Below are 19,789 nucleotides of genomic sequence, written 5' to 3' on the forward strand. Positions count from 1 at the left end.
CGTCAGTTCAGACGCATCCGCTGCAGCTTGTTGTAGAGCGTTTTCGGGCTGATGCCGAGCAGCGACGCCGCGCGATGCCGCGTGCCGCCGACGGCGTCGAGCGTCGCGCGGATCAGCATTTCCTCGACGTCCGCGAGCGGCGTGCCCACCGTCACCTGCACCCGGCCGCCGTTCAGATCGCGGCCGCCCGCGCCGCTGCCGTCGTCGGCGCGCAGCGTCTCCACCACGTCGCCGGACGCGTGATACGCGCGCCGCACGCGGTCTTGCAACTCGCGCACGTTGCCCGGCCACTCGTACGAAAGACACTCGCGGATGAAACTCGGCCCGATCAGCTTCGTCGGATCGGTGACGCCGCGCGAGCTTGCTTCGTCGTTCAGCTCGTCGATGAGCGCCTGTGCAAACAGCGCGGGATCTTCGCCGCGCTCGCGCAGCGGCGGCAGCGACAGCGCGGCCGCCTCGAGCCGCAGGCCGAGATCCTGATGCAGGCTGCCGTCGGAGACGGCGGCGCGCGGCATCTTGCGCGTCGATGCGATCAGGCGGAAGTCGGTGGCCACCTGATTCGTGCCGCCGACGCGCATGAACGTCTGCGAATCGAGCGCGCTCAGCAGCGCTTCCTGCTGCGCGCGCGGCAGCATCGTGATCTCGTCGATGAAGAGCGTGCCACCGCTCGCCTGCTCGAAGAGGCCGGGCTCGCGTTGCTCCGCGCCGCCGAACGCGCCGCGCTCGTGACCGAACAGCAGGCTTTCGAGCGGCCGCCCGCCCGCGACGGCCTGCGCCGAACGGCAATCGAGCGCGACAAACGGACCCTTTCGGCGGCGGCTCATTTCGTGCAGCGTGCGCGCGGCGACTTCCTTGCCGGTTCCGGCCTCGCCGGAGATCAGCACGGCGGCTTCAGTCGGCGCAATGTGCTCGATTGAGTCATAGATATGCTGGATCGCGCCGCTGCGGCCGATCATCGGCCCGAAGCGGCCCATGCGGCGCAGTTTGGCGCGTAGCGTCTGCACCTCTTCCGTCAGTTCGTACGGACGCGGGATGCGCGCCAGCAGGCTGCGCAGGCGCGGTATGTTGACGGGCTTGAGCAGGTAGTCCCAGATGCCGTGGCGCAAGCCTTCGATCGCGCTTTCGACCGTCGCGTTGCCCGTCATCACGATCACGGGCAACGCGCCGCCGGGCGGCTGCGCGGGCAGATGCTGGAGCAGGTCGAGCCCGCTGCCGTCCGGCAGATTCAGGTCGACGAGCACGACATCGGGGATGAAGCGTGACAGGGCTGCGCGCGCTTCGGAAAGCGTGATCGCGGTGTCGACGGAGAATCCGTCGGCCGCAAGAATCGCGGACAGGCCTGACAGGCTGTTGGGATCGTCTTCGACAATCAGGGCATGTGGCATAGCGTGCGCAACTGTTCAGATGGACGGATGCCCGACGCGCACGGGCCGCGGCGGCGGCCTCGACGCGCGGGTGCTGGATGAGTGGGCTAGCGTGGCCAATGCTCCCGGAGTGACGCAACGGGATCGGGAAGTTGCCGGGTCAGTAGTCCCGGTAACTGTCGAAGAAACGGCGCACTTCGAGTTCGGCTTCATCGCGCGTCTTCCCATAACGCTCCTGGATCAGGCCTGCCAGCTTGTCGGCGCGACCCTCCGCCTTGGTCAATTCGTCGTCCGTGAGTTCGCCCCACGCCGTTTTCGCCTTGCCGATCAACTGTTTCCACTTGCCTTCAGCGATATCGTTGTTCATGTAACACCTCCCTGTCGCCAGTGAACGAAAGCCTCATGGGCCTGAAATACTCGGGAAGCAGAAGACGTGCCAGGCAATCTCGCCGCAAAGAAGGAGGCAGAGCGCAGAAATAGGGACGCGCCGCGCGAACCGGCCTGGCAAAATTGCATGCGCGGCCGGTAAAGATTTCCACCACCATACACGGTCGCGAAAAAAAGAAAAAGCGCCACGAAGGGCGCTTTTTTATTACGAAGCCCCGTTAAGTCGGGGCTTAGGACGATTGCCGACTGGCGCGCTTCAAACTTATGCGCGGCTGCGGTATTCGTTGGTACGCGTGTCGATTTCGATCCTGTCGCCGATGTTGCAGAAGAGCGGCACTTGCAGTTCGAAACCGGTGTTCAGCTTGGCCGTCTTCAAGACCTTGCCCGACGACGTGTCGCCCTTGACAGCCGGTTCCGTGTAGATGATTTCACGGACCAGCGTGGTCGGCAGTTCAACCGAGATCGCCTTCTCGTTGTAGAACACGACTTCGCACGCCATGCCGTCTTCGAGATAGTTCAGCGCGTCGCCCATCATTTCGGCTTCGACTTCGTACTGGTTGTAGTCGGCGTCCATGAACACGTACATTGGGTCGGCGAAGTACGAGTACGTGACTTCCTTGCGATCCAGCACGACCACATCGAACTTGTCGTCCGCCTTGTAGACGGTTTCCATGCCCGCGCCCGTCAGCAGGTTCTTGAACTTCATCTTGACGACGGCGGCGTTGCGGCCCGATTTGTTGTATTCGGCCTTCTGCACGACCATCGCGTCGTTGCCAATCATCACCACGTTGCCGGTGCGGAGTTCTTGAGCGATCTTCATAAAACTGTCCTGTACGAAATAAGGTGCTTCAACTTTTTTGCTCAACGGCATACGGCGTAAGCGGGTTCGGCGCCCGGCACGCGTTCGACCCCGGAAGGTGGACCAAACTGGATTGCGATGAGCGGGGCCGGTGTTTGGGAGAACGGCGTTGAAAGGCTCCGTTCCGTGCTTCGTCCGTCTGCTTCTTTTACCCGAAGCGGGCGCGTACGCGTGTGACACTGATCGACATAGCCGTGGAGGCGGACTCATAATCCGCCACAGGCCGCGCCGTCGTGCCGCGCTTGCGTCGTCGGCCGTTGGATAACCGCTTATTTTAACTGAGTTTTTGCGAATTCGGCCAGATTTCCGGCGAGATCGCCGACCGACGCCAGTTCGTGCGCCCAAGCGGCGGCGCGTGCGTCGAGCAGCGGCCGGTGGCGTTGCAGATCCGCCCAGTCCGGCGTGCCGTTGCCGTTCCATGCATGCCAGAACCGGCTGAGCGCGGCGCGCGCGGCGGCGGGAAGGGCGTGCGCGTAATGCGCGAGCGCGGCGTCGAGCTTGGGCAGATGGGCGTCGTCGGCTTGCGGATAGATGTGCCAGACGAACGGCCGCGCGGCCCATTGCGCGCGCACGAACGAATCTTCCCCGCGCACGAAGTTGATGTCGCTAACCCACAGCAGTTCGTCATAGCCCGGCTGCTCGGTGAACGCGAGTGCGTGCGCGCGCAGGCTGCCGCGCGTCGCATGGGCGCCCGCCGCGAACGACGGGAGCCCGAAAAACCGCGCGACCGCGCCCGAGATGCGCCCTTCGGGCACGAGCAGGACGATCTCGCCGCGAGCGTCGCGCCACTGTTCGAGCAGGCTATCGACGGCTGGGTTCTCGTATGCGAATAGCGAGACAACGGTTGCGTGCTGCGTCGGCGGTGCGCTGGACGTTTTCGTTTGCCACCAGGCGGCGCGTGCGTCGGGCGACGCTTCGAAGGCCGCGCGGCGCGCGTCGAGATTGCGCTCCTTCAGTACGCCCCCCGTGCCCTTGCCGAGGCCCGGGAAGAAGAACGTTTTCATCAACGCGTGGCGCGGATGTGGCGACGGTCGCAAGTGAAAATCCGCGACCCAGTCTTCGCCGCTCAGGTATTCGAGGTTGAACCAGACGGGCGCGCGCTCGCGCCGCGCCATCGCCGCGATGTAGGCGTGCGGCAGTTCGCACGCGAACGCCTCGATCACGACGTCGGCGACTTCGAGCGTATCGCCCGCGTGCGCGGGCTCGTGCCAGTGCTCGACAACGATGTCGCCGATCGTCTGCCGGGCGTGCTTCACGTCGACGAGCGGATTGAGCTTGTGAAAAGCATGCAGATCGTCGACGAACATGCGCACCTGCCAGCCATGCTCGCCCGCGAGCTGTCGCGCGAGCCGCCAGCAGACGCCGATGTCGCCGAAGTTGTCGATCACCGCGCAGAAAATATCGCATGCGATCGCTGTGGTCTGCGCCGGTTGAGTGGGAGCGGAAGGCATGATGGCGGCGCCTGGGTTCGGGCGCGAGCGGAATGTTCTAAACTGGCGATTCTAGTGCGACACGCACGCTCGTGTCCGGGTAGCCCCAACGTAAGGGGCATCGACTAGCGGCAAAGGAGGCGTCTACATGAGCCTAACCAGTCGCGAAGATATCACGCGGAGCATCGGGAAGGGGCGCGAGTCCCTCGACGCAACTGCTCAGAAGTGGGGTATCTCTTGTAGCGAAGCGAGAGCCGGTAGAGGTTTGCCGGGTCTCGTCCATACGAGTCTCGGTGAAGCACATTCTCCGAGGGCTCGCATTGCATTGACCTGATTACCATCAGGTTCCGCCCCGTCAGCGGCTTCATCTTCGCCGACTGGGCGGGGTGGTGTATGCAATTCCTGCGCCGTCACTGGCAATGGATTCGCGAACCGATACGAGCGGAAGCTCGGTGTGTCATTGTTTGGCCTCGTCAGCTGTAGGGCGGGGATAGTGAACCTGCTGTACGACCAGCAGTAGCCTAGGAAGACATGCGTCACTGGCAACGGTGGGGTGTGAAGCTCTTCTGACAATGTAGCCTCCGGATTTTTCGGGCAGGTCATTCCCGCGAGGGATTGGTCTGGACACTCCTAGCAGCAAAGGGGTCGAGGAGCTAGGCTGGCCGATAGGGTTAACGTATGTGAACTGCTGATAAACCTCGTTACCAGTGAGGAGCCAAAGCTGCTTGAACACCGGGCTCTAACCAAAAGGTACGTGGCTGGTTAGTCCACTTAGAATTTGGGCTACGTCGTTGTTAAGCCACCGGGGGATAGGCAGAACCTACGTCGGTCGTGTGACATGCCGGGAACGTGGTAAGCCTGTATGGTTGCCAGCCGTTGTTTGGCTGGCAGGCGAACCGCAAGGGACGCTGATGATTGTGCAGGTATGGGAGGACGGAAAAAGCGAATGTCGGGCTGTAATGGCCCGGATAGGGGTTGCGACATTACCTCACGCGAAAGCGGGCAGACTTCCGTCTGGTCTACCGTCGCAAGGCGGCTGACTACCCTCAGTAACTTGGTCAGGTGCGAGCGCATTCGTTCGTACTGAGGTGTTTGTCCGAGATAGGGGCGCATGCGCTCCTGTTTAGGTGTCTGTTGTTCCCCAGCGGGGTGTATCTGCCCCTCTGGGGGAGATGCGCCTTCTGCTTGGGGACTTCTTCCAAGTAGGAGAGCAGCATGAAAGTATCTGGTCGAAAGACCGGGTCTGCGCTTTCCCATGCGCCGGACAACTGGAACGCTGTCGATTGGCGTCGGGTTGAACGGAACGTGAGAGGGATGCAGATTCGAATTGCGAAGGCGACGCGGGAAAGTGACTGGCGCAGGGTGAAAGCTCTGCAACGGATGCTGACTCGCACGTTGTCCGCGAAGCTGTATGCGGTACGACGTGTTACGCAGAACCAAGGTGCGCGAACGGCGGGAGTCGATCGCGAGCTGTGGGACTCGCCTGAAAGCCGGTGGGAGGCCATCGGTGGGTTGAAGCGGCGCGGGTACAAGCCTCTGCCATTACGGAGAGTCTTTATCCCCAAGGCCAATGGAAAGGAGCGCCCGCTGGGCATCCCGACCATGCGGGACAGGGCGATGCAAGCCCTGTATCTGCTGGCTCTGGAGCCAGTGTCGGAATCGACGAGCGACCCGAACTCTTATGGGTTCAGGATAAACCGTTCGACGGCTGATGCTATGGGTCAGGTACGTGCTTGCACGTCCCGGAAGGATTCGTCCCGATGGGTACTGGAAGCGGATATCAAAGGCTGCTTTGACCACATCAACCACGACTGGCTGGAAAACCATGTCCCCATGGACAGGGAAATTCTCCGGAAGTGGTTGAAGGCTGGCCTGATTTATAAGGGTCAGCTACAGGCGACTGAGGCCGGTACGCCGCAGGGAGGGATCATCTCCCCGACGCTGGCGAATGTGACGCTGAACGGGCTGGAACGTGAACTGGTTGCGCACCTCGGTGCGAAATTCGGGATCGTCAAGGCCAAGAAGTTGAAGGTCAATGTGGTGCGATACGCGGATGACTTCGTGATTACCGGCGACTCGCGAGAGATACTGGAAAGCGTGGTCAGGCCTTGGGTGGAAGCGTTCCTCGCTGTTCGGGGCTTGCAACTGTCTGAGGCAAAAACGCGCGTCACTCACATTGATGACGGCTTCGATTTCCTTGGGTGGAATTTCCGGAAGTACTCGGGAAAACTGCTCATCAAGCCGAGCAAGAAGAACGCGCAAGCGTTCTATCGCAAGGTGGCGGAAACGATCAGCGGCAACAAAACGGCAAAGCAGGGGGATCTAATCCAACTGCTTAACCCGATGTTGCGCGGATGGGCGCAGTATCACCGTCCGGTCTCAGCCAAGCAGACGTACAGCCGCATGGAGCATCTGATTTTTCGGAAGCTCTGGCGGTGGTCGAAGCGGAGGCACCCGCAAAAGAGCGCCGTGTGGGTGAAACAGAAGTACTTTCACTCTATCGGTGCACGGCACTGGGTGTTTGCGGTTCGTACGGAACGCGAAGACGGCAGTTGGGGGCTGAATGAGCTGTACCAGCTTAGTGGTATGGCTATCAAACGGCACACGCGGATCAAGGGCGAGTTCAACCCTTTTGATCCGAAATGGGAGCAATATGGCGAAACCTTGCGGCAGGGGCGTATGTGGGAACAAATGCGCTACCGAAAGCAGTGGGCGACGCTGTATATGTCACAAGGCGGGTTATGCGCGCATTGTGGCTGTGCGCTGACGGACGAGACGGGCTGGCACGACCATCATCTGGAATATCGGACGCATGGTGGTACCGACGCTCTGTCGAATCGGGTGCTGCTCCACCCGCACTGTCACCAGCAAGTGCACGCTGGTAAGCTGGTTGTAACTAAGCCGGTTCTGTCGTAGACAGAACTTTGTTTGTAGATTTGAGCCGTATGCGGGGAAACTCGCACGTACGGTTCTCGGGGGGCCCGGCTTTCGCAAGAAAGTCGGGCTACCCGACAAGCACACGACCCATATGACGCGCCGACTGCGCGCGGCGCCCGGCCCGATTCTGCATGACCCGATCCGATCCCTCTCAGGCATCCGCTGCCGCCACCAAGTCCAGCGCGTCCGGCGCCGGCGCCGTCGCCGAAGAATTCGACCCGAAAAAGGTGCTGCGCCAGTTGCCGCATATGCCCGGCGTCTATCGCTATTACGACGGGCAGGGTGCCGTCCTGTACGTCGGCAAGGCGCGCGACCTGAAAAAGCGCGTGTCGAGCTACTTCACGAAGACGCTGCTGTCGCCGCGCATCGCGATGATGGTCACGCGTATCGCGAAGATCGAAACGACCGTCACGCGTTCGGAAGCGGAAGCACTGTTGCTTGAGAACAATCTCATCAAGGCTTTGGCGCCGCGCTATAACATTCTGTTTCGCGACGACAAGTCATATCCGTATCTCAAACTGACAGGCCATCAGTTTCCGCGCATGGCGTATTACCGCGGCTCGGTCGATAAGAAGAACCAGTATTTCGGGCCGTTTCCGAGCGCGTGGGCGGTGCGTGAGAGCATTCAGATCCTGCAGCGTGTGTTCCAGCTGCGCACTTGCGAAGATTCCGTATTCAACAATCGCACGCGTCCTTGTCTGTTGCATCAGATCGGACGATGCACGGCGCCGTGCGTCGGCGCGATCAGCGAAGAGGATTACGCACGCGATGTGTCCAACGCATCGCGTTTCTTGCTCGGACGACAGACGGAAGTGATGAAGGAGCTCGAACAGAAGATGCATGCGTTCGCAAGCGAGTTGAAGTTCGAGCAGGCGGCGGCCGTGCGTAATCAGATGAGTTCGCTGTCGACGGTGCTGCATCAGCAGGCCATCGAAGTGGGCGGCGATAGCGACGTCGATATTCTGGCCGTCGTCGCGCTCGGCGGGCGCGTTTGCGTGAACCTCGCGATGGTGCGCGGCGGCCGGCATCTGGGCGACAAGGCTTACTTCCCCGCGCATGTCGAAAGCGCGCTGACCGCGGAAGAGGGCGGTCTCGAAGACGCCGGGCAAGCCGGCACGATACAGACGTCTTCACTGGCTGATATCGAAGCGGAGTTGAATGCGCAAACGGATGAGCCCGGGCGCGCGGACGAAATCGCCGCAGAGGAAATCGCCGCAGACGAAAGCGATGCAGACGAAGTCGCCGCAGATGAAAGCGATGCAGACGAAAGCCTCGAAGCATCGGAAGACTCCGCCGTTAGCGGCGACAAGCGGCGTGCGGCGCCCGGCATCGAAGCCGAGGTGCTCGAGGCCTTCATCGCGCAGCATTATCTCGGCAACCGTGTGCCGCCCGTGCTCGTGGTCAGCCACGCGCCCGCCAGCCGCGAACTCGTCGATCTGCTGATCGAGCAGGCGGGGCACAAGGTCACGCTGCTGCGTCAGCCGCAAGGCCAGAAGCGCGCGTGGCTCGCGATGGCCGAGCAGAACGCGAAGATTGCGCTCGCTCGTCTGTTGTCGGAGCAAGGCTCGCAGCAGTCGCGCACGCGTGCGCTCGCCGACACGCTGTCGCTCGAATGCGAAGACCTCGCGCATCTGCGCATCGAATGCTTCGACATCAGCCACACGATGGGCGAGGCGACGCAGGCGTCGTGCGTCGTCTATCACCATCACAAGATGCAGTCGTCCGAATACCGGCGCTACAACATCACGGGCATCACGCCCGGCGATGATTACGCGGCGATGCGCCAGGTGCTCACACGCCGCTACGAGAAGATGGTCGCGCAGGCCGCGGCAAACGCGAACGACGAAGCCGCCGAACTGCAACCCGAAGCGGCCGCCGACCCGGCCATGACGCCTGAAGGCGCGGAACCCGTCGCCGCGGGCGGCTTGCTGCCGAACATCGTGCTGATCGACGGCGGCAAGGGGCAGATCGAAATCGCGCGCCAGGTGTTCAACGAGCTCGGGCTGGACCTCGGCATGCTCGTCGGCGTCGCGAAGGGCGAGGGGCGCAAGGTGGGTCTCGAGACGCTGGTGTTCGCGGACGGCCGGACCCCGCTCGAACTCGGCAAGGAAAGCGCCGCGCTGATGCTCGTCGCGCAGATCCGCGATGAAGCGCACCGCTTCGCGATCACGGGCATGCGCGCGAAGCGCGGCAAGACGCGGCAGACATCGCGGCTGGAGGAACTGGAAGGCGTCGGCGCAAAACGGCGTCAGCGGCTGCTCGCGCGCTTTGGCGGCTTGCGCGGCGTGGTGGCGGCGAGCGTCGAGGATCTCGAGAGCGTCGAAGGCATTTCTCGTGCGCTGGCCGAGCAGATTTATCGACAGTTGCACTGATGCGTGGCTGAACGCCGCGCCGGCGCGTCGGAAGTCGAGGCGCGGGCGTGCGCGGTATTTGCGCCCCGCCGCCGGGAGCGTTGCTTGTGGCTCGTCCGGTGAACCGGCACAATTGCACTTCATCTCTTATTTCAGAACGTAGCGCCTGCCCCATGCCGTTTAATTTTCCGATCTTTCTGACATGGCTGCGGATCGTGTTGATACCGCTTGTCGTGGGCGTGTTCTATCTGCCGGACATGATGCTCAGCCCGGCGCACCGCAATCTGGCCGCCGCGACGATTTTCATCCTCGCCGCGTTGACGGACTGGTTCGACGGCTTTCTGGCGCGCAAATGGAATCAGACGTCTGCGTTCGGTGCATTCCTCGATCCTGTCGCCGACAAGCTGATGGTGACGGCCGCGCTGCTCGTGCTCGTGCAACTGACGCGGCTCGATTCGGCGATTGCGCTCGTGATCGTCGGCCGCGAGATCGCTATCTCGGCGCTGCGCGAATGGATGGCGCAGATCGGCGCATCGAAGAGCGTCGCTGTGAATTCGCTCGGCAAGTTCAAGACGGCCTGCCAGATGATCGCGATTCCGATGCTGCTGTTTTATGGCCCGCTGTCGCTCGGCGCGTTTTCGATCGATACGCGCGTGTGGGGTCTCTGGCTCATCTACCTCGCTGCGTTCCTCACGATCTGGTCGATGCTGTACTACATGAAGCTTGCGTGGCCACAGATTCGCGAGCGCGGCGGCATGGCGTGAAGGAACGGTATCAGCAGATTTTTCGTTCTCTCGTACAAAAAGAGTTGACACGATTCGGAAGCTTCTACATAATCTCGTTTCTCCGGTGCACGCACTAACAAGCAGCGCGAAACACTGGGGAAAAGCAGAAGCAAAACGCGGGAGTAGCTCAGTTGGTAGAGCGCAACCTTGCCAAGGTTGAGGTCGCGAGTTCGAGACTCGTCTCCCGCTCCAGATTTTGAAGCAGCGTTTTGTGGCAGGCAGTAAGCGCGACGCTGTTGCGGTAGTAGTGCAGCAGATTCATGCGGGAGTAGCTCAGTTGGTAGAGCGCAACCTTGCCAAGGTTGAGGTCGCGAGTTCGAGACTCGTCTCCCGCTCCAGACACAGGGGGAAGCAGTGCTTCCCTTTTTGTTTGATGCTCCGGTAGGGGCAGCGAAGAAAAGACTGGCCATAAGGCCAGCGCACACAAATCTGCGAACCGTTGCAGATGCAACTGAATGCGGTTCAGCAGTCCGCTTTCGGCGCGATAGCAAAGCGGTTATGCAGCGGCCTGCAAAGCCGTTTAGACCGGTTCGACTCCGGTTCGCGCCTCCAGAAGCAAAGAAAAGCCCCGACATGTCGGGGCTTTTCTTTTTTCGGCTACGCGCGTTCGCGCATGATGCGTCGTCTCGCTTCAGTCGACGAACACGCCGCGTGCCCCTCTCGTCATCGTCCGATCGTCGCGGCATAATCGACCGGATGGTTTTCATCGCACCTTCTTTCTTGTCGAATACGTCATGACCGAGCAGCAACAAACCGTCAGCAAAGAGACTCCGCATATCGACTGGCACTGGAAGGCGTTCGGCGATCTGACGAACGTCGAGGTCTACGACATGCTCGCGGCTCGCGCGGCCGTGTTCGTGATCGAGCAGAATTGTCTGTATGGCGATGTCGACGGACTGGATACGGAAGCATGGCATCTGCTCGCTTATGGCGCGCACGAATCCGGCATGCGTCCGGCACTGGCCGGCTATCTGCGCGTGCTGCTGCCCGATGCCGGCGATACCGACATCCGTATCGGCCGCGTGCTGACGACAGCGGACTTCCGTGGTCAAGGGTTGGGCAATGCGATGCTCGAAAGGGCGCTGGGCCATATCGGCGCGCAGTGGCCGGGCACACCCGTGCGCCTGCATGCGCAGGCGCATCTGCAGGCATTCTATGGTTCGTTCGGCTTCGAGCCGATTGGGGAAGTGCACGAAGAGGACGGCATCCCGCATATCTGGATGCGTTCTGCCCGAGGCGCTGGCTGATCTAACGCCGTCTCAATGCTGGTTCGCGTGCAGCGCACGCGATGATGATGCTTGAGCCTGAACGAACGCTGTCGCCATCTCGCGCTTTTCATCGCGAAGGCGCGCACGCGAAGAGAGTCTCATCCAGTGTCTTAGTGCGAGCACTGCGCGGATCACGCTCATCATCGAACCAGGAATCCACAGCAATAGCCCCCGATCTGCTGATCGCGCATCGGACTGAGCCACGTGAACGCACGCCCGCAAATCGAATAGACGGGATACAGCTCACGCGGCGAAAAAAAGATGAACGCCCCGAGCACGATCTGCGAAGGAATGGCGGCGACGACCATCAGAATGCGGCGCCCCGGCGACAGCCGCGCGGGCGGCGCGGGCCGCGAATCGAGCACGAGCCACCAGAACATCAGAACATCAGTCCGTCGATCACGATGCTCCAGTTCATCACGCGATACAGCCGCCAGTCGAGCATCGCGACGAAGTGAACCGGCGAGAGCAGCCAGAAATAGATCAGCCCAACGAACAGAACGACGGCGACGACGGGATGAAACAGCACGTCCAGCGTTCGGCGCTCCCAGCGCGTTTGCAACGCGGGCCGTAGAAAGCGCTGCCGCCATTCGAACGGAATGCCCGCGCGCATGGCCGCGCCCGGATACGACAGCGCGATGAAGAACGGCCCGAGATGATGCAGCACCAGATGCTGCGCGCGATGCATGCAGAACTCATGCTCGAAGAAATAGTCAAGCCGTGTATGCAGCGCGACGTAGAGCGCCACCAGCCCGAACCAGAACGACAGTTGCCGCGCGGCCGATACCTTCGCCTTGTGCGCGCCGCGCACGAACAGCGGCGCGGCGGCCAGGATCACGATCACGACAGTCGGCGACGCTCCCATGGTTCGAGCCAGTGGAGCAGGTTCATTGCACGGCGCTACTTGCCCTGGGCAGGGGACTTGACGGCGAACGGCGCGTCGAGTGTTTCGCCGTCGGAAAATTGCAGCTTCAGATGGACGGTGTCGCCGGGCGCGATCTTGTGCTTCGCGTCTTCGAGCATCACGTGATAGCCGCCTGGTGCAATCGAGACCTGGCCATGCGCGGGCACGGTCAGCTTGTCGACCATCACCATCTTTTGCGTCGAGCCGTTGGACACGGTCTGGTGCAGCATCGCGCTGCCGTAGTCGGTGCTCGACACGTCGACGAGATCGATCGGCTTGTCACTCGAGTTGGTCAGCGTCACGTAGGCGGCTGCGGGCAGGTTGTTCGGCAACCAGCGGACCCACGCGTTTTGCACGGCAACGGCGGACTTGCTGTCAGCTGCACGCGCGCCGATGCTGCCCGTGGCGACGAAAGCAAAAGCGGCGGCGCAAGCGACGATTTTCGAAAGCGTTTTGAATTGTTGTGTCATGGCGAACCTGTGAGAAATCAGGAGTGGTTTTCAATGATACGTCGCACGTCTTCGGCGATGACGTCGGGCGTATCGTGGTCGGTGGCGAGCAGCCGCGCGTGATTCCGCACGTCGAAGATATAGACGGCGGAGCTATGCGTCACTTCATAGTTGCCGTTCGGATCGCGCTTCTCCATCTGATATGCGACGCGGTAGTGCCTCGCCAACTGCTCGATCTGCGCATCTGTGCCCGTCAGGCCGCGCGCATGCTGAGAATCGAATGCGCCGGCGTAGTCATGCAAGGCTTTCGGCGTATCGCGTGCGGGATCGACGCTGACGAACAGGATGCGCACATTCTGCGCATCCGGCCCGAGCTTGCCGATGACTTGCATCAGGCGTCCCATCGTTTCCGGGCAAACGTCCGGGCAATGCGTATAGCCGAAGTAAACCAGCGACGCGCGCCCCTTGAGCGTATCGGCCGTAACGAGGCGGCCGTCGTCGCCCGTCAGCGTGAAATCGAGGTCCGGCAGATGGCCGCTCACGTCCGTCAACTGCCACGGGCCGCCTCGATGCGAACAGCCCGCGATGCCGAGCCCCGCGCACAGCGCGACGCCCAGCGCCACGAAGCGCCGTCGCATAGGAACGTATGAGGCAACGAGAGGCAAGAGGACCATCCGTGCTGTCGGGAACAAAGGCGGTTGCGACGACTCGATCCAATGCGAGACTCGAACTGATACGCGAACCAATGCACGAACCAATACGAAAACTGCGCCGCGCTCGGCGTTACACGTTGGTGAGCAACGTTATTCCACGACGGGCGCCGTCGCGACTCTATCGCAATTTTATGCGGGCCGTTGTACCGTGGACCTACGAGGGATGTGCAGAGGTGGAAAGCGAGTCAATATGCCGCAAGGCGTGAAAGGCGGCTGAAGCCGGATTGTGCGGGATTTGAATCCGTCGGTTCGCTGGACGGCCAGGTTGCCCGTGCGCGCGCGGCACAGAAACTTCCTTTCTCGAAAAAATGACCGATGCGCGGTAAGATGCGCACACTTTTCCGGCTGCAAGCGGCTGAGAGGCTATGTAAACCGATGCAAGCACTTCCGGCATTTTTGTCTCCGACGGAGACGGCATTTTTCTTCGACTTCGACGGCACGCTCGTCGATCTGGCGCCGACGCCCGATGGCGTGCTGGTCCAACCCCAGGCCATCGCCTTGCTCGACGAACTGCGGCGGCTGACGGGCGGCGCGGTGGCGATCGTGTCGGGGCGCGGCATTGAGAGCATCGACCAGTTTCTCGGCATGCCCGATCTGCCCATTGCGGGCCTGCACGGCGCGGAGCGGCGCGACGCGAATGGCGACACGCAGCGCATCGGTTTTAACGACGAGCGCCTGTTGCGCATGGAGCAGGTGCTTGCCGACATCGTCAATGCGAACCCCGGCACGCTGCTGGAGATCAAGGGCGCGGCGCTTGCATTGCACTATCGCAACGCGCCCGATCGCGAGCCGGTTGCGCGCGAAGCGACGAGCCGGCTCGTGGCCGACTTCCCGGACGCCTATGTGTTGCAGCCGGGCAAGATGGTCTACGAAATCAAGCCGAAGGATGTCGACAAGGGCCGCGCGCTGCGCGCGTTTCTCGACGAGCCGCCGTTCGCGGGCCGCACGCCCGTATTCGCCGGCGACGATCTCACCGATGAAAAGGGCTTCGCCGTCGTCAACGAACACGGTGGGCTGTCGATCAAGGTAGGCGCCGGCGACACGATCGCGGGCGCGCGCATCGGCTCGGTGAGCGCGCTGCTCGCGTGGCTGGCGGAAATCGTCACAGCGGCGCGCAACGTATGATGACGCCCGCTCATCATTGCAAGCGGCTTTTTGTCCGGACGGGGAAGGTCGCATCATGAGCCGCCTGATCATCGTATCGAACCGTGTCGCGCCGATCTCGGAAGGCGGTCCGGCGGCGGGCGGCCTTGCTGTCGGCGTCTACGACGCGCTGAAGGAAACGGGCGGCATGTGGTTCGGCTGGAGCGGCGACGTGCTCGGCTCGGGCCAGCCGCAGATCAAGCTCGAGGAGCGCGGGCCCGTGACGTTCGCGACCATTGGTCTCGTGCGCCGCGACTACGACCAGTACTACCGCGGCTTTTCGAACGCGACGCTATGGCCTGCGTTTCACTATCGTCCGGATCTGCTGCAGTTCGACCGGCATGATTTCGAGGGCTATTGCCGCGTGAACCGGTGGCTCGCGCAACAACTCGTGCCGTTGTTGCGCGAAGACGATGTGATCTGGGTTCACGACTATCATCTGATTCCGTTCGCACAGGCTTTGCGCGCGGCGGGCGTGCAAAACCGCATCGGGTTTTTTCTACACATTCCGTTTCCGGCCGCGCAAGTGCTGCTTGCCGTGCCGCCGCATCGTGCACTCGTCGAGGCGCTTTGCTCATTCGATCTGCTGGGCTTCCAGACGGGACCCGATTTGCGCGCGTTTTGCGACTACATCGTCAGCGAGGCAGGCGGCTCCATCGATGCATCGGCGCAAGGGCCAAGTGTCGTCCGCGCATTTGGCCGCACGCTGCGCGCCGCTGCGTATCCGATCGGCGTGTATCCGGACGAGATCGCCGAGCTCGCGAGGGCCGGCGAGGGCGACAAGCCGGTGCGCACAATCGAGGCGACACTGCATGCGCGCAAGCTGATCATGAGCGTCGACCGGCTCGATTATTCGAAGGGGCTGGTCGAGCGTTTCCGCGCGTTCGAGCGGCTGCTCGAGCATGTGCCCGCGTATCGCGACAAGGTGTCGTTCCTGCAGATCGCACCGCCGACGCGTTCCGATCTGCACGCCTATCAGGAAATCCGTTTGCAGCTGGAAGGCGAGTCGGGGCGCATCAATGGGCGTTTCGCCGAACTCGACTGGACGCCGATCCGCTACATCCATCGACAGTACGAGCGGCCCGTGCTCGCGGCGCTGTTCCGGACCGCGCACGTCGGCTACGTGACGCCGCTGCGCGACGGGATGAATCTCGTTGCGAAAGAGTATGTGTCGGCGCAAGACCCGGAAGACCCGGGCGTGCTGGTGCTGTCACGCTTCGCGGGCGCGGCGCAGGAGTTGACGGGCGCGCTGATCGTCAATCCCGTCGATATCGACGGCATGGCGGATGCGCTCGGCGCGGCGCTTTCGATGCCGCTTGCGGAACGCAAGGCGCGCTACGAAGACATGATGGCGCAACTGCGCGAGAACAACGTGTCCGTGTGGCGCGACAACTTCATGCGCGACCTGCAGACGACATTCGATGTGCAGGCGCCCGCCGCGCAGGAGACTGCCGCGGGATAACGCGCGCGTGTCGCGGCGGTAGCCAGCCGATCCCGTAAAAAGCAAAAAGCCGCTTCGATTCGAAGCGGCTTTTCTATTTGCGTCTGAACGACGTGGCGTCACGCCACGTGCTGCTCGTCGAGCTTCTTGCCGCCGACATGCAGCGTCGAATGCTTGCCGAACTGCTTGGACAGCAGATCGCGATATAGGCCCGGGCGGTTGCGCAGCTCTTCGGGACTGCCGTCGTCGATCACCTTGCCCTGGCTCATCACGATGATGCGATCGAAGTTGTGCAGCGTCGACAGGCGGTGCGCGATCGCGATGACCGTGCGGCCTACCATCAGACGGTCGAGCGCCTTCTGGATCGCTTCCTCGGAGGCGCTGTCGAGCGCCGACGTCGCTTCGTCGAGCAGCAGGATCGGCGAATTCTTCAGGATCGCGCGCGCAATCGCGATGCGCTGCCGCTGGCCGCCCGACAGCTTCACGCCGCGGTCGCCGACGATCGTATCGAAGCCTTCCGGCATCGCCTCGATGAAGTCCGTGCAGCGGGCGTCGCGCGCGGCGGCGATCACTTCGTCGCGCGATGCGTCCGGACGCCCGTACGCGATGTTCTCGTAGATCGTGCGGTGGAACAGCGAAATATCCTGCGGCACCAGCGCGATCGCCCGGCGCAGGCTTTCCTGCGTGATGGTGGCGATGTCCTGGCCGTCGATCAGGATGCGTCCGCCCTGCGGTTCGTAAAAGCGCTGCAGCAGCGCGAGCACGGTCGACTTGCCCGCGCCCGACTTGCCGATCAGTCCCACGCGCTGGCCCGCCGGAATATCCAGATCGAAGTGATCGAGAATCGCGCGGCGCTTTGGATAGGCAAACGTCAACTTGTCGAAGGTCACGCGGCCGCCTTGCGGCACCAGTTCGCCCGCGTCGTTGCGATCGGGCATGCCGTGCGGTTCGAGCAGCGTCTTCACGGCTTCGGCCAGACGCGCCACGTGCTGCGTCACGTCGACGAGCGCGACGGCCAGATCGCGCGTGCCGTGCAGAATCGTGAAGCCGAGCGAGCTGACGAGCACGATGTCGCCGGAGGTGGCCTTGCCCTGTGTCCACAACCACAGCGCCCAGCCGAGCAGCCCCGCCGACAGCAGCGCCGTGATCACCGCATGCAGCAGCCGCAGCTTTTCCAGATACAGCAGGCTTTGCTGGCGCGCGTCCATTTCGGACTTCACGGTTGCGCCAAAGCGCTTCTGTTCGCGGAACGTCATGCCGAAGGCGCGTACGAGGCCCATGTTGCCGATCACGTCGACGAGTTCGCCGTCGACGGCGGCCGCTTTCGCCGCGAAAGTGTGATGCCGCGCCGAGCCTCGCCCGGCCAGCTTGTAGAGCACGACGGACAGCACGGCCGAACAACTCAGCAGTCCCAGTGCCATCAGCGGGTTGACCGAGACGATCATCACGATCGCACCCGCCACGGCGATGCACGGCGGCAGCACGTTCCACGCCGTCGTATTCTCGGCTGTGTAGACCGCGTTGGCCGTCGCTGTGATCCGGCTCGCCAGCGTGCCCGGCTGCTTCTCGGCGTAATAGGTCGGCGAATGGCCGCTTAGGTACTGAAAGAGATCCTTGCGCAGGTCGCCCGTGACGGCCACGAACGTATGCGCGGCGACCCAGCCGCCGACCCGCCACAGCATATTATCGGAGGCGATCAGGCCGACGAGGATCGCGTACGCAGCCCACAGCGCCCCCGGATGATTGCGGCCGGCGGCGAGCACGTCGATCAGATGCTTGATCGCATATTGCGACGCGAGCGCGCAGCCCACAGCGGCGAACACGCTGCACAGGACGATCAGGTGGGCGACGGGATGGCGTTGGATATAGCGGAAAAGGAACGCAAGCGGCCGGTTCGCATAGCCCGAGAGCTTTGCGTTATGGGCGTTTCGCTGGGCGATGGTCAGATGTTCCAATTGTTCGTTTGTCGGTTTGAGTCGGGTTCAGATCGTGCAACGGCTGTGCCTGGAACGGCTCGTAACACCAGCGTAGGCCCCGCATTGTAAACATGCAAAAGCCATTTCGCATGGCGGTAAGAGCATTGGGGGCGCGATTATTTTCGCCACACGTACCGGTAAGGTTTCCCCGGCTGGACCCATCGTGGGTCAAGAGGGTTCACGCCAGCGGCGGAATATTTCAAGATATAATTACAAATTGCATACGAAACCGCCGAAGCGATGTTTCGCTCTTGCCGACGGTCATGTTTGACCATCGTCGAACGGCTTTCGGCGCCAATGCCGATGCAGGGCTCCTAATGTAGAACGTCTTTAGAAAACAAGGGTTTGCGAAGTGTTTCCCGTTTGTAACAACGTAAAGACTTTGAAATGTTCGGGGCCGGTCCGTCGGACGGGCATTGATAATGCATGCTCGGTCGGGTCAGGGAAATTCTGACAGTTTGTCAACGTCCGTTCATATGCCGCGTTTACGGCTGGAGACAGACTTTGACACAGACCAGTCTGGCGTCTTATCAAGCGATCCATCGCAGGAATTTCTCGAACGAATCAGGCTCGTGCCCGGTGCAGCCTACGCTGCGTGCCGAACCGGGCACCCTGGCGAGCAAGCGAAGTCGCTTTTACCAAACCGCAGTCTTTTTGCCTGATTTTTTACGAGGAGTTCTTCATTATGCGAATCGCTCAAATCGCTCCGTTGCACGAGGCGGTTCCTCCCAAGCTCTACGGCGGCACCGAACGCGTGGTGTCGTACCTGACGGAAGCGCTGGTCGAGCTGGGACATGACGTGACGCTTTTTGCGAGTGGCGATTCGCAAACCTCCGCCAAGCTCGAAGCATTCTGGCCGCAGGCACTGCGTCTGGACCCGACGATTCGCGACGTGATGGCGCCGCACATGCTGCTGCTCGAAGAAGTGCGCCGCCGCGCCGACGAATTCGACGTGCTGCACTTTCACATCGACTACTACCCGTTCTCGCTGTTCGCGCGCCAGCCGGTGCCGTTCCTGACGACGATGCACGGCCGTCTTGATCTGCCCGAACTGCAGCCCGTCTTCAACACGTTCAGCGACGTGCCCGTCGTATCGATCTCGGACAACCAGCGCCAGCCGCTGCAACAGGCCAACTGGCTGTCGACCGTGTACCACGGCCTGCCGGAAAACGTGCTCACGCCGATTCCCAACGTCGAGCCGGGCTACCTCGCATTCCTCGGCCGCGTCTCGCCGGAGAAGGGCCTTGACCGCGCGATCCGCATCGCCGGCCAGGCAGGCATGAAGCTCAAGGTCGCCGCCAAGATCGACAAGGCCGACCGCGCCTATTACGAAGAAGTGATCAAGCCGCTGATGGCGCTGCCGCACGTCGAGTACATCGGCGAAATCGGCGAAGCCGAAAAGCGCGAGTTCCTCGGCAACGCGCACGCACTGGTGTTCCCGATCGACTGGCCGGAGCCGTTTGGTCTGGTGATGATCGAGGCGATGGCGTGCGGCACGCCCGTGATCGCATTCAAGCGCGGCTCGGTGCCGGAAGTGATCGAAAACGGTGTGTCGGGCTTCGTCGTCGAAGACGAAATCAGCGCTGTCGCCGCCGTCAAGCGTCTCGATCAACTGCCGCGCGCGCAGGTGCGCAAGGCATTCGAAGCGCGCTTCTCGTCGAAGGTGATGGCGCAGAACTATCTGGCGACGTACGAAGAGCTGCTGCGCGCGAAGCGCCGTACGGTGCTGCGCGAAGTCAACGCAGGCTGATCGCCGCTGTCGAGGGGCCGTTAACGGCGCGC

Annotated in this window: 14 protein-coding genes, 3 tRNA genes and 1 pseudogene; 10 read left to right on the plus strand and 8 right to left on the minus strand. The window is 62.2% G+C overall.

Annotated features, from left to right (window positions below; all coding sequences use genetic code 11):
- Positions 1 to 2: 2 nt before the first annotated feature.
- From J8I87_RS19080 to earP, 4 genes are all read right to left on the minus strand, one after another.
- Positions 3 to 1,385: a sigma-54 dependent transcriptional regulator gene (locus J8I87_RS19080; RefSeq protein WP_209933283.1), complete on the minus strand. Its 1,383-nt coding sequence runs from the start codon at positions 1,383 to 1,385 to the stop codon at positions 3 to 5.
- Positions 1,386 to 1,524: 139 nt separating this feature from the next.
- On the minus strand, positions 1,525 to 1,731 hold the full coding sequence (locus J8I87_RS19085; RefSeq protein ID WP_209933284.1) for a CsbD family protein: 207 nt from the start codon (positions 1,729 to 1,731) through the stop codon (positions 1,525 to 1,527).
- A gap of 282 nt (positions 1,732 to 2,013) precedes the next feature.
- A complete protein-coding gene (gene efp, locus J8I87_RS19090; RefSeq protein ID WP_209933285.1) occupies positions 2,014 to 2,571 on the minus strand; it encodes an elongation factor P in 558 nt (185 codons plus the stop codon).
- Positions 2,572 to 2,879: 308 nt separating this feature from the next.
- Positions 2,880 to 4,061, minus strand: coding sequence for an elongation factor P maturation arginine rhamnosyltransferase EarP (earP, locus tag J8I87_RS19095; protein WP_209933286.1), 1,182 nt, complete (start codon positions 4,059 to 4,061; stop codon positions 2,880 to 2,882).
- A 1,194-nt stretch (positions 4,062 to 5,255) separates the two neighbouring features.
- Here earP and ltrA point away from each other — a divergent pair.
- The 7 genes from ltrA to J8I87_RS19130 all read left to right on the plus strand — a co-directional run bounded on the left by ltrA (position 5,256) and on the right by J8I87_RS19130 (position 11,360).
- Positions 5,256 to 6,956, plus strand: coding sequence for a group II intron reverse transcriptase/maturase (gene ltrA, locus J8I87_RS19100; RefSeq protein ID WP_209933287.1), 1,701 nt, complete (start codon positions 5,256 to 5,258; stop codon positions 6,954 to 6,956).
- A 152-nt stretch (positions 6,957 to 7,108) separates the two neighbouring features.
- Complete coding sequence (gene uvrC / locus J8I87_RS19105) at positions 7,109 to 9,349, plus strand: excinuclease ABC subunit UvrC (protein WP_209933290.1); 2,241 nt, start codon at positions 7,109 to 7,111, stop codon at positions 9,347 to 9,349.
- A gap of 152 nt (positions 9,350 to 9,501) precedes the next feature.
- Complete coding sequence (gene pgsA / locus J8I87_RS19110; RefSeq protein WP_209933291.1) at positions 9,502 to 10,092, plus strand: CDP-diacylglycerol--glycerol-3-phosphate 3-phosphatidyltransferase; 591 nt, start codon at positions 9,502 to 9,504, stop codon at positions 10,090 to 10,092.
- Between the two features lie 137 nt (positions 10,093 to 10,229).
- Positions 10,230 to 10,305: transfer RNA gene (locus J8I87_RS19115), tRNA-Gly, on the plus strand.
- 70 nt (positions 10,306 to 10,375) lie between these two features.
- Positions 10,376 to 10,451: transfer RNA gene (locus J8I87_RS19120), tRNA-Gly, on the plus strand.
- 140 nt (positions 10,452 to 10,591) lie between these two features.
- Positions 10,592 to 10,665: transfer RNA gene (locus J8I87_RS19125), tRNA-Cys, on the plus strand.
- Between the two features lie 182 nt (positions 10,666 to 10,847).
- On the plus strand, positions 10,848 to 11,360 hold the full coding sequence (locus J8I87_RS19130) for a GNAT family N-acetyltransferase (RefSeq protein ID WP_209933292.1): 513 nt from the start codon (positions 10,848 to 10,850) through the stop codon (positions 11,358 to 11,360).
- 12 nt (positions 11,361 to 11,372) lie between these two features.
- Here J8I87_RS19130 and J8I87_RS19135 read toward each other — a convergent pair.
- From J8I87_RS19135 to J8I87_RS19145, 3 genes and pseudogenes are all read right to left on the minus strand, one after another.
- A pseudogene (locus tag J8I87_RS19135) lies at positions 11,373 to 12,272 on the minus strand (cytochrome c oxidase assembly protein).
- Positions 12,273 to 12,281: 9 nt separating this feature from the next.
- A complete protein-coding gene (locus tag J8I87_RS19140; RefSeq protein WP_209933293.1) occupies positions 12,282 to 12,755 on the minus strand; it encodes a copper chaperone PCu(A)C in 474 nt (157 codons plus the stop codon).
- 17 nt (positions 12,756 to 12,772) lie between these two features.
- The gene (locus J8I87_RS19145; protein WP_209933294.1) at positions 12,773 to 13,408 is read right to left on the minus strand and encodes an SCO family protein; all 636 of its coding nucleotides are present in this window, start codon (positions 13,406 to 13,408) and stop codon (positions 12,773 to 12,775) included.
- 414 nt (positions 13,409 to 13,822) lie between these two features.
- Here J8I87_RS19145 and otsB point away from each other — a divergent pair, with 414 nt between their 5' ends.
- Both otsB and otsA read left to right on the plus strand, forming a co-directional pair.
- Positions 13,823 to 14,572 carry a trehalose-phosphatase gene (otsB, locus tag J8I87_RS19150; protein WP_209933296.1) on the plus strand — a complete coding sequence of 250 codons (750 nt, stop codon included), beginning with the start codon at positions 13,823 to 13,825 and terminating at the stop codon, positions 14,570 to 14,572.
- A gap of 55 nt (positions 14,573 to 14,627) precedes the next feature.
- Positions 14,628 to 16,052 (plus strand): alpha,alpha-trehalose-phosphate synthase (UDP-forming), encoded by a 1,425-nt coding sequence (gene otsA, locus J8I87_RS19155; protein ID WP_209933297.1) that lies wholly within the window; start codon positions 14,628 to 14,630, stop codon positions 16,050 to 16,052.
- A 98-nt stretch (positions 16,053 to 16,150) separates the two neighbouring features.
- Here the strand turns inward: otsA and J8I87_RS19160 are convergent, their stop codons facing one another.
- The gene (locus J8I87_RS19160) at positions 16,151 to 17,986 is read right to left on the minus strand and encodes an ABC transporter ATP-binding protein (protein WP_209933298.1); all 1,836 of its coding nucleotides are present in this window, start codon (positions 17,984 to 17,986) and stop codon (positions 16,151 to 16,153) included.
- 706 nt (positions 17,987 to 18,692) lie between these two features.
- Here J8I87_RS19160 and J8I87_RS19165 point away from each other — a divergent pair.
- A complete protein-coding gene (locus J8I87_RS19165; RefSeq protein WP_209933299.1) occupies positions 18,693 to 19,757 on the plus strand; it encodes a glycosyltransferase family 4 protein in 1,065 nt (354 codons plus the stop codon).
- Positions 19,758 to 19,789 lie beyond the last annotated feature (32 nt).

This window comes from Paraburkholderia sp. LEh10 (genome assembly GCF_017814945.1).
Taxonomy (GTDB): domain Bacteria; phylum Pseudomonadota; class Gammaproteobacteria; order Burkholderiales; family Burkholderiaceae; genus Paraburkholderia.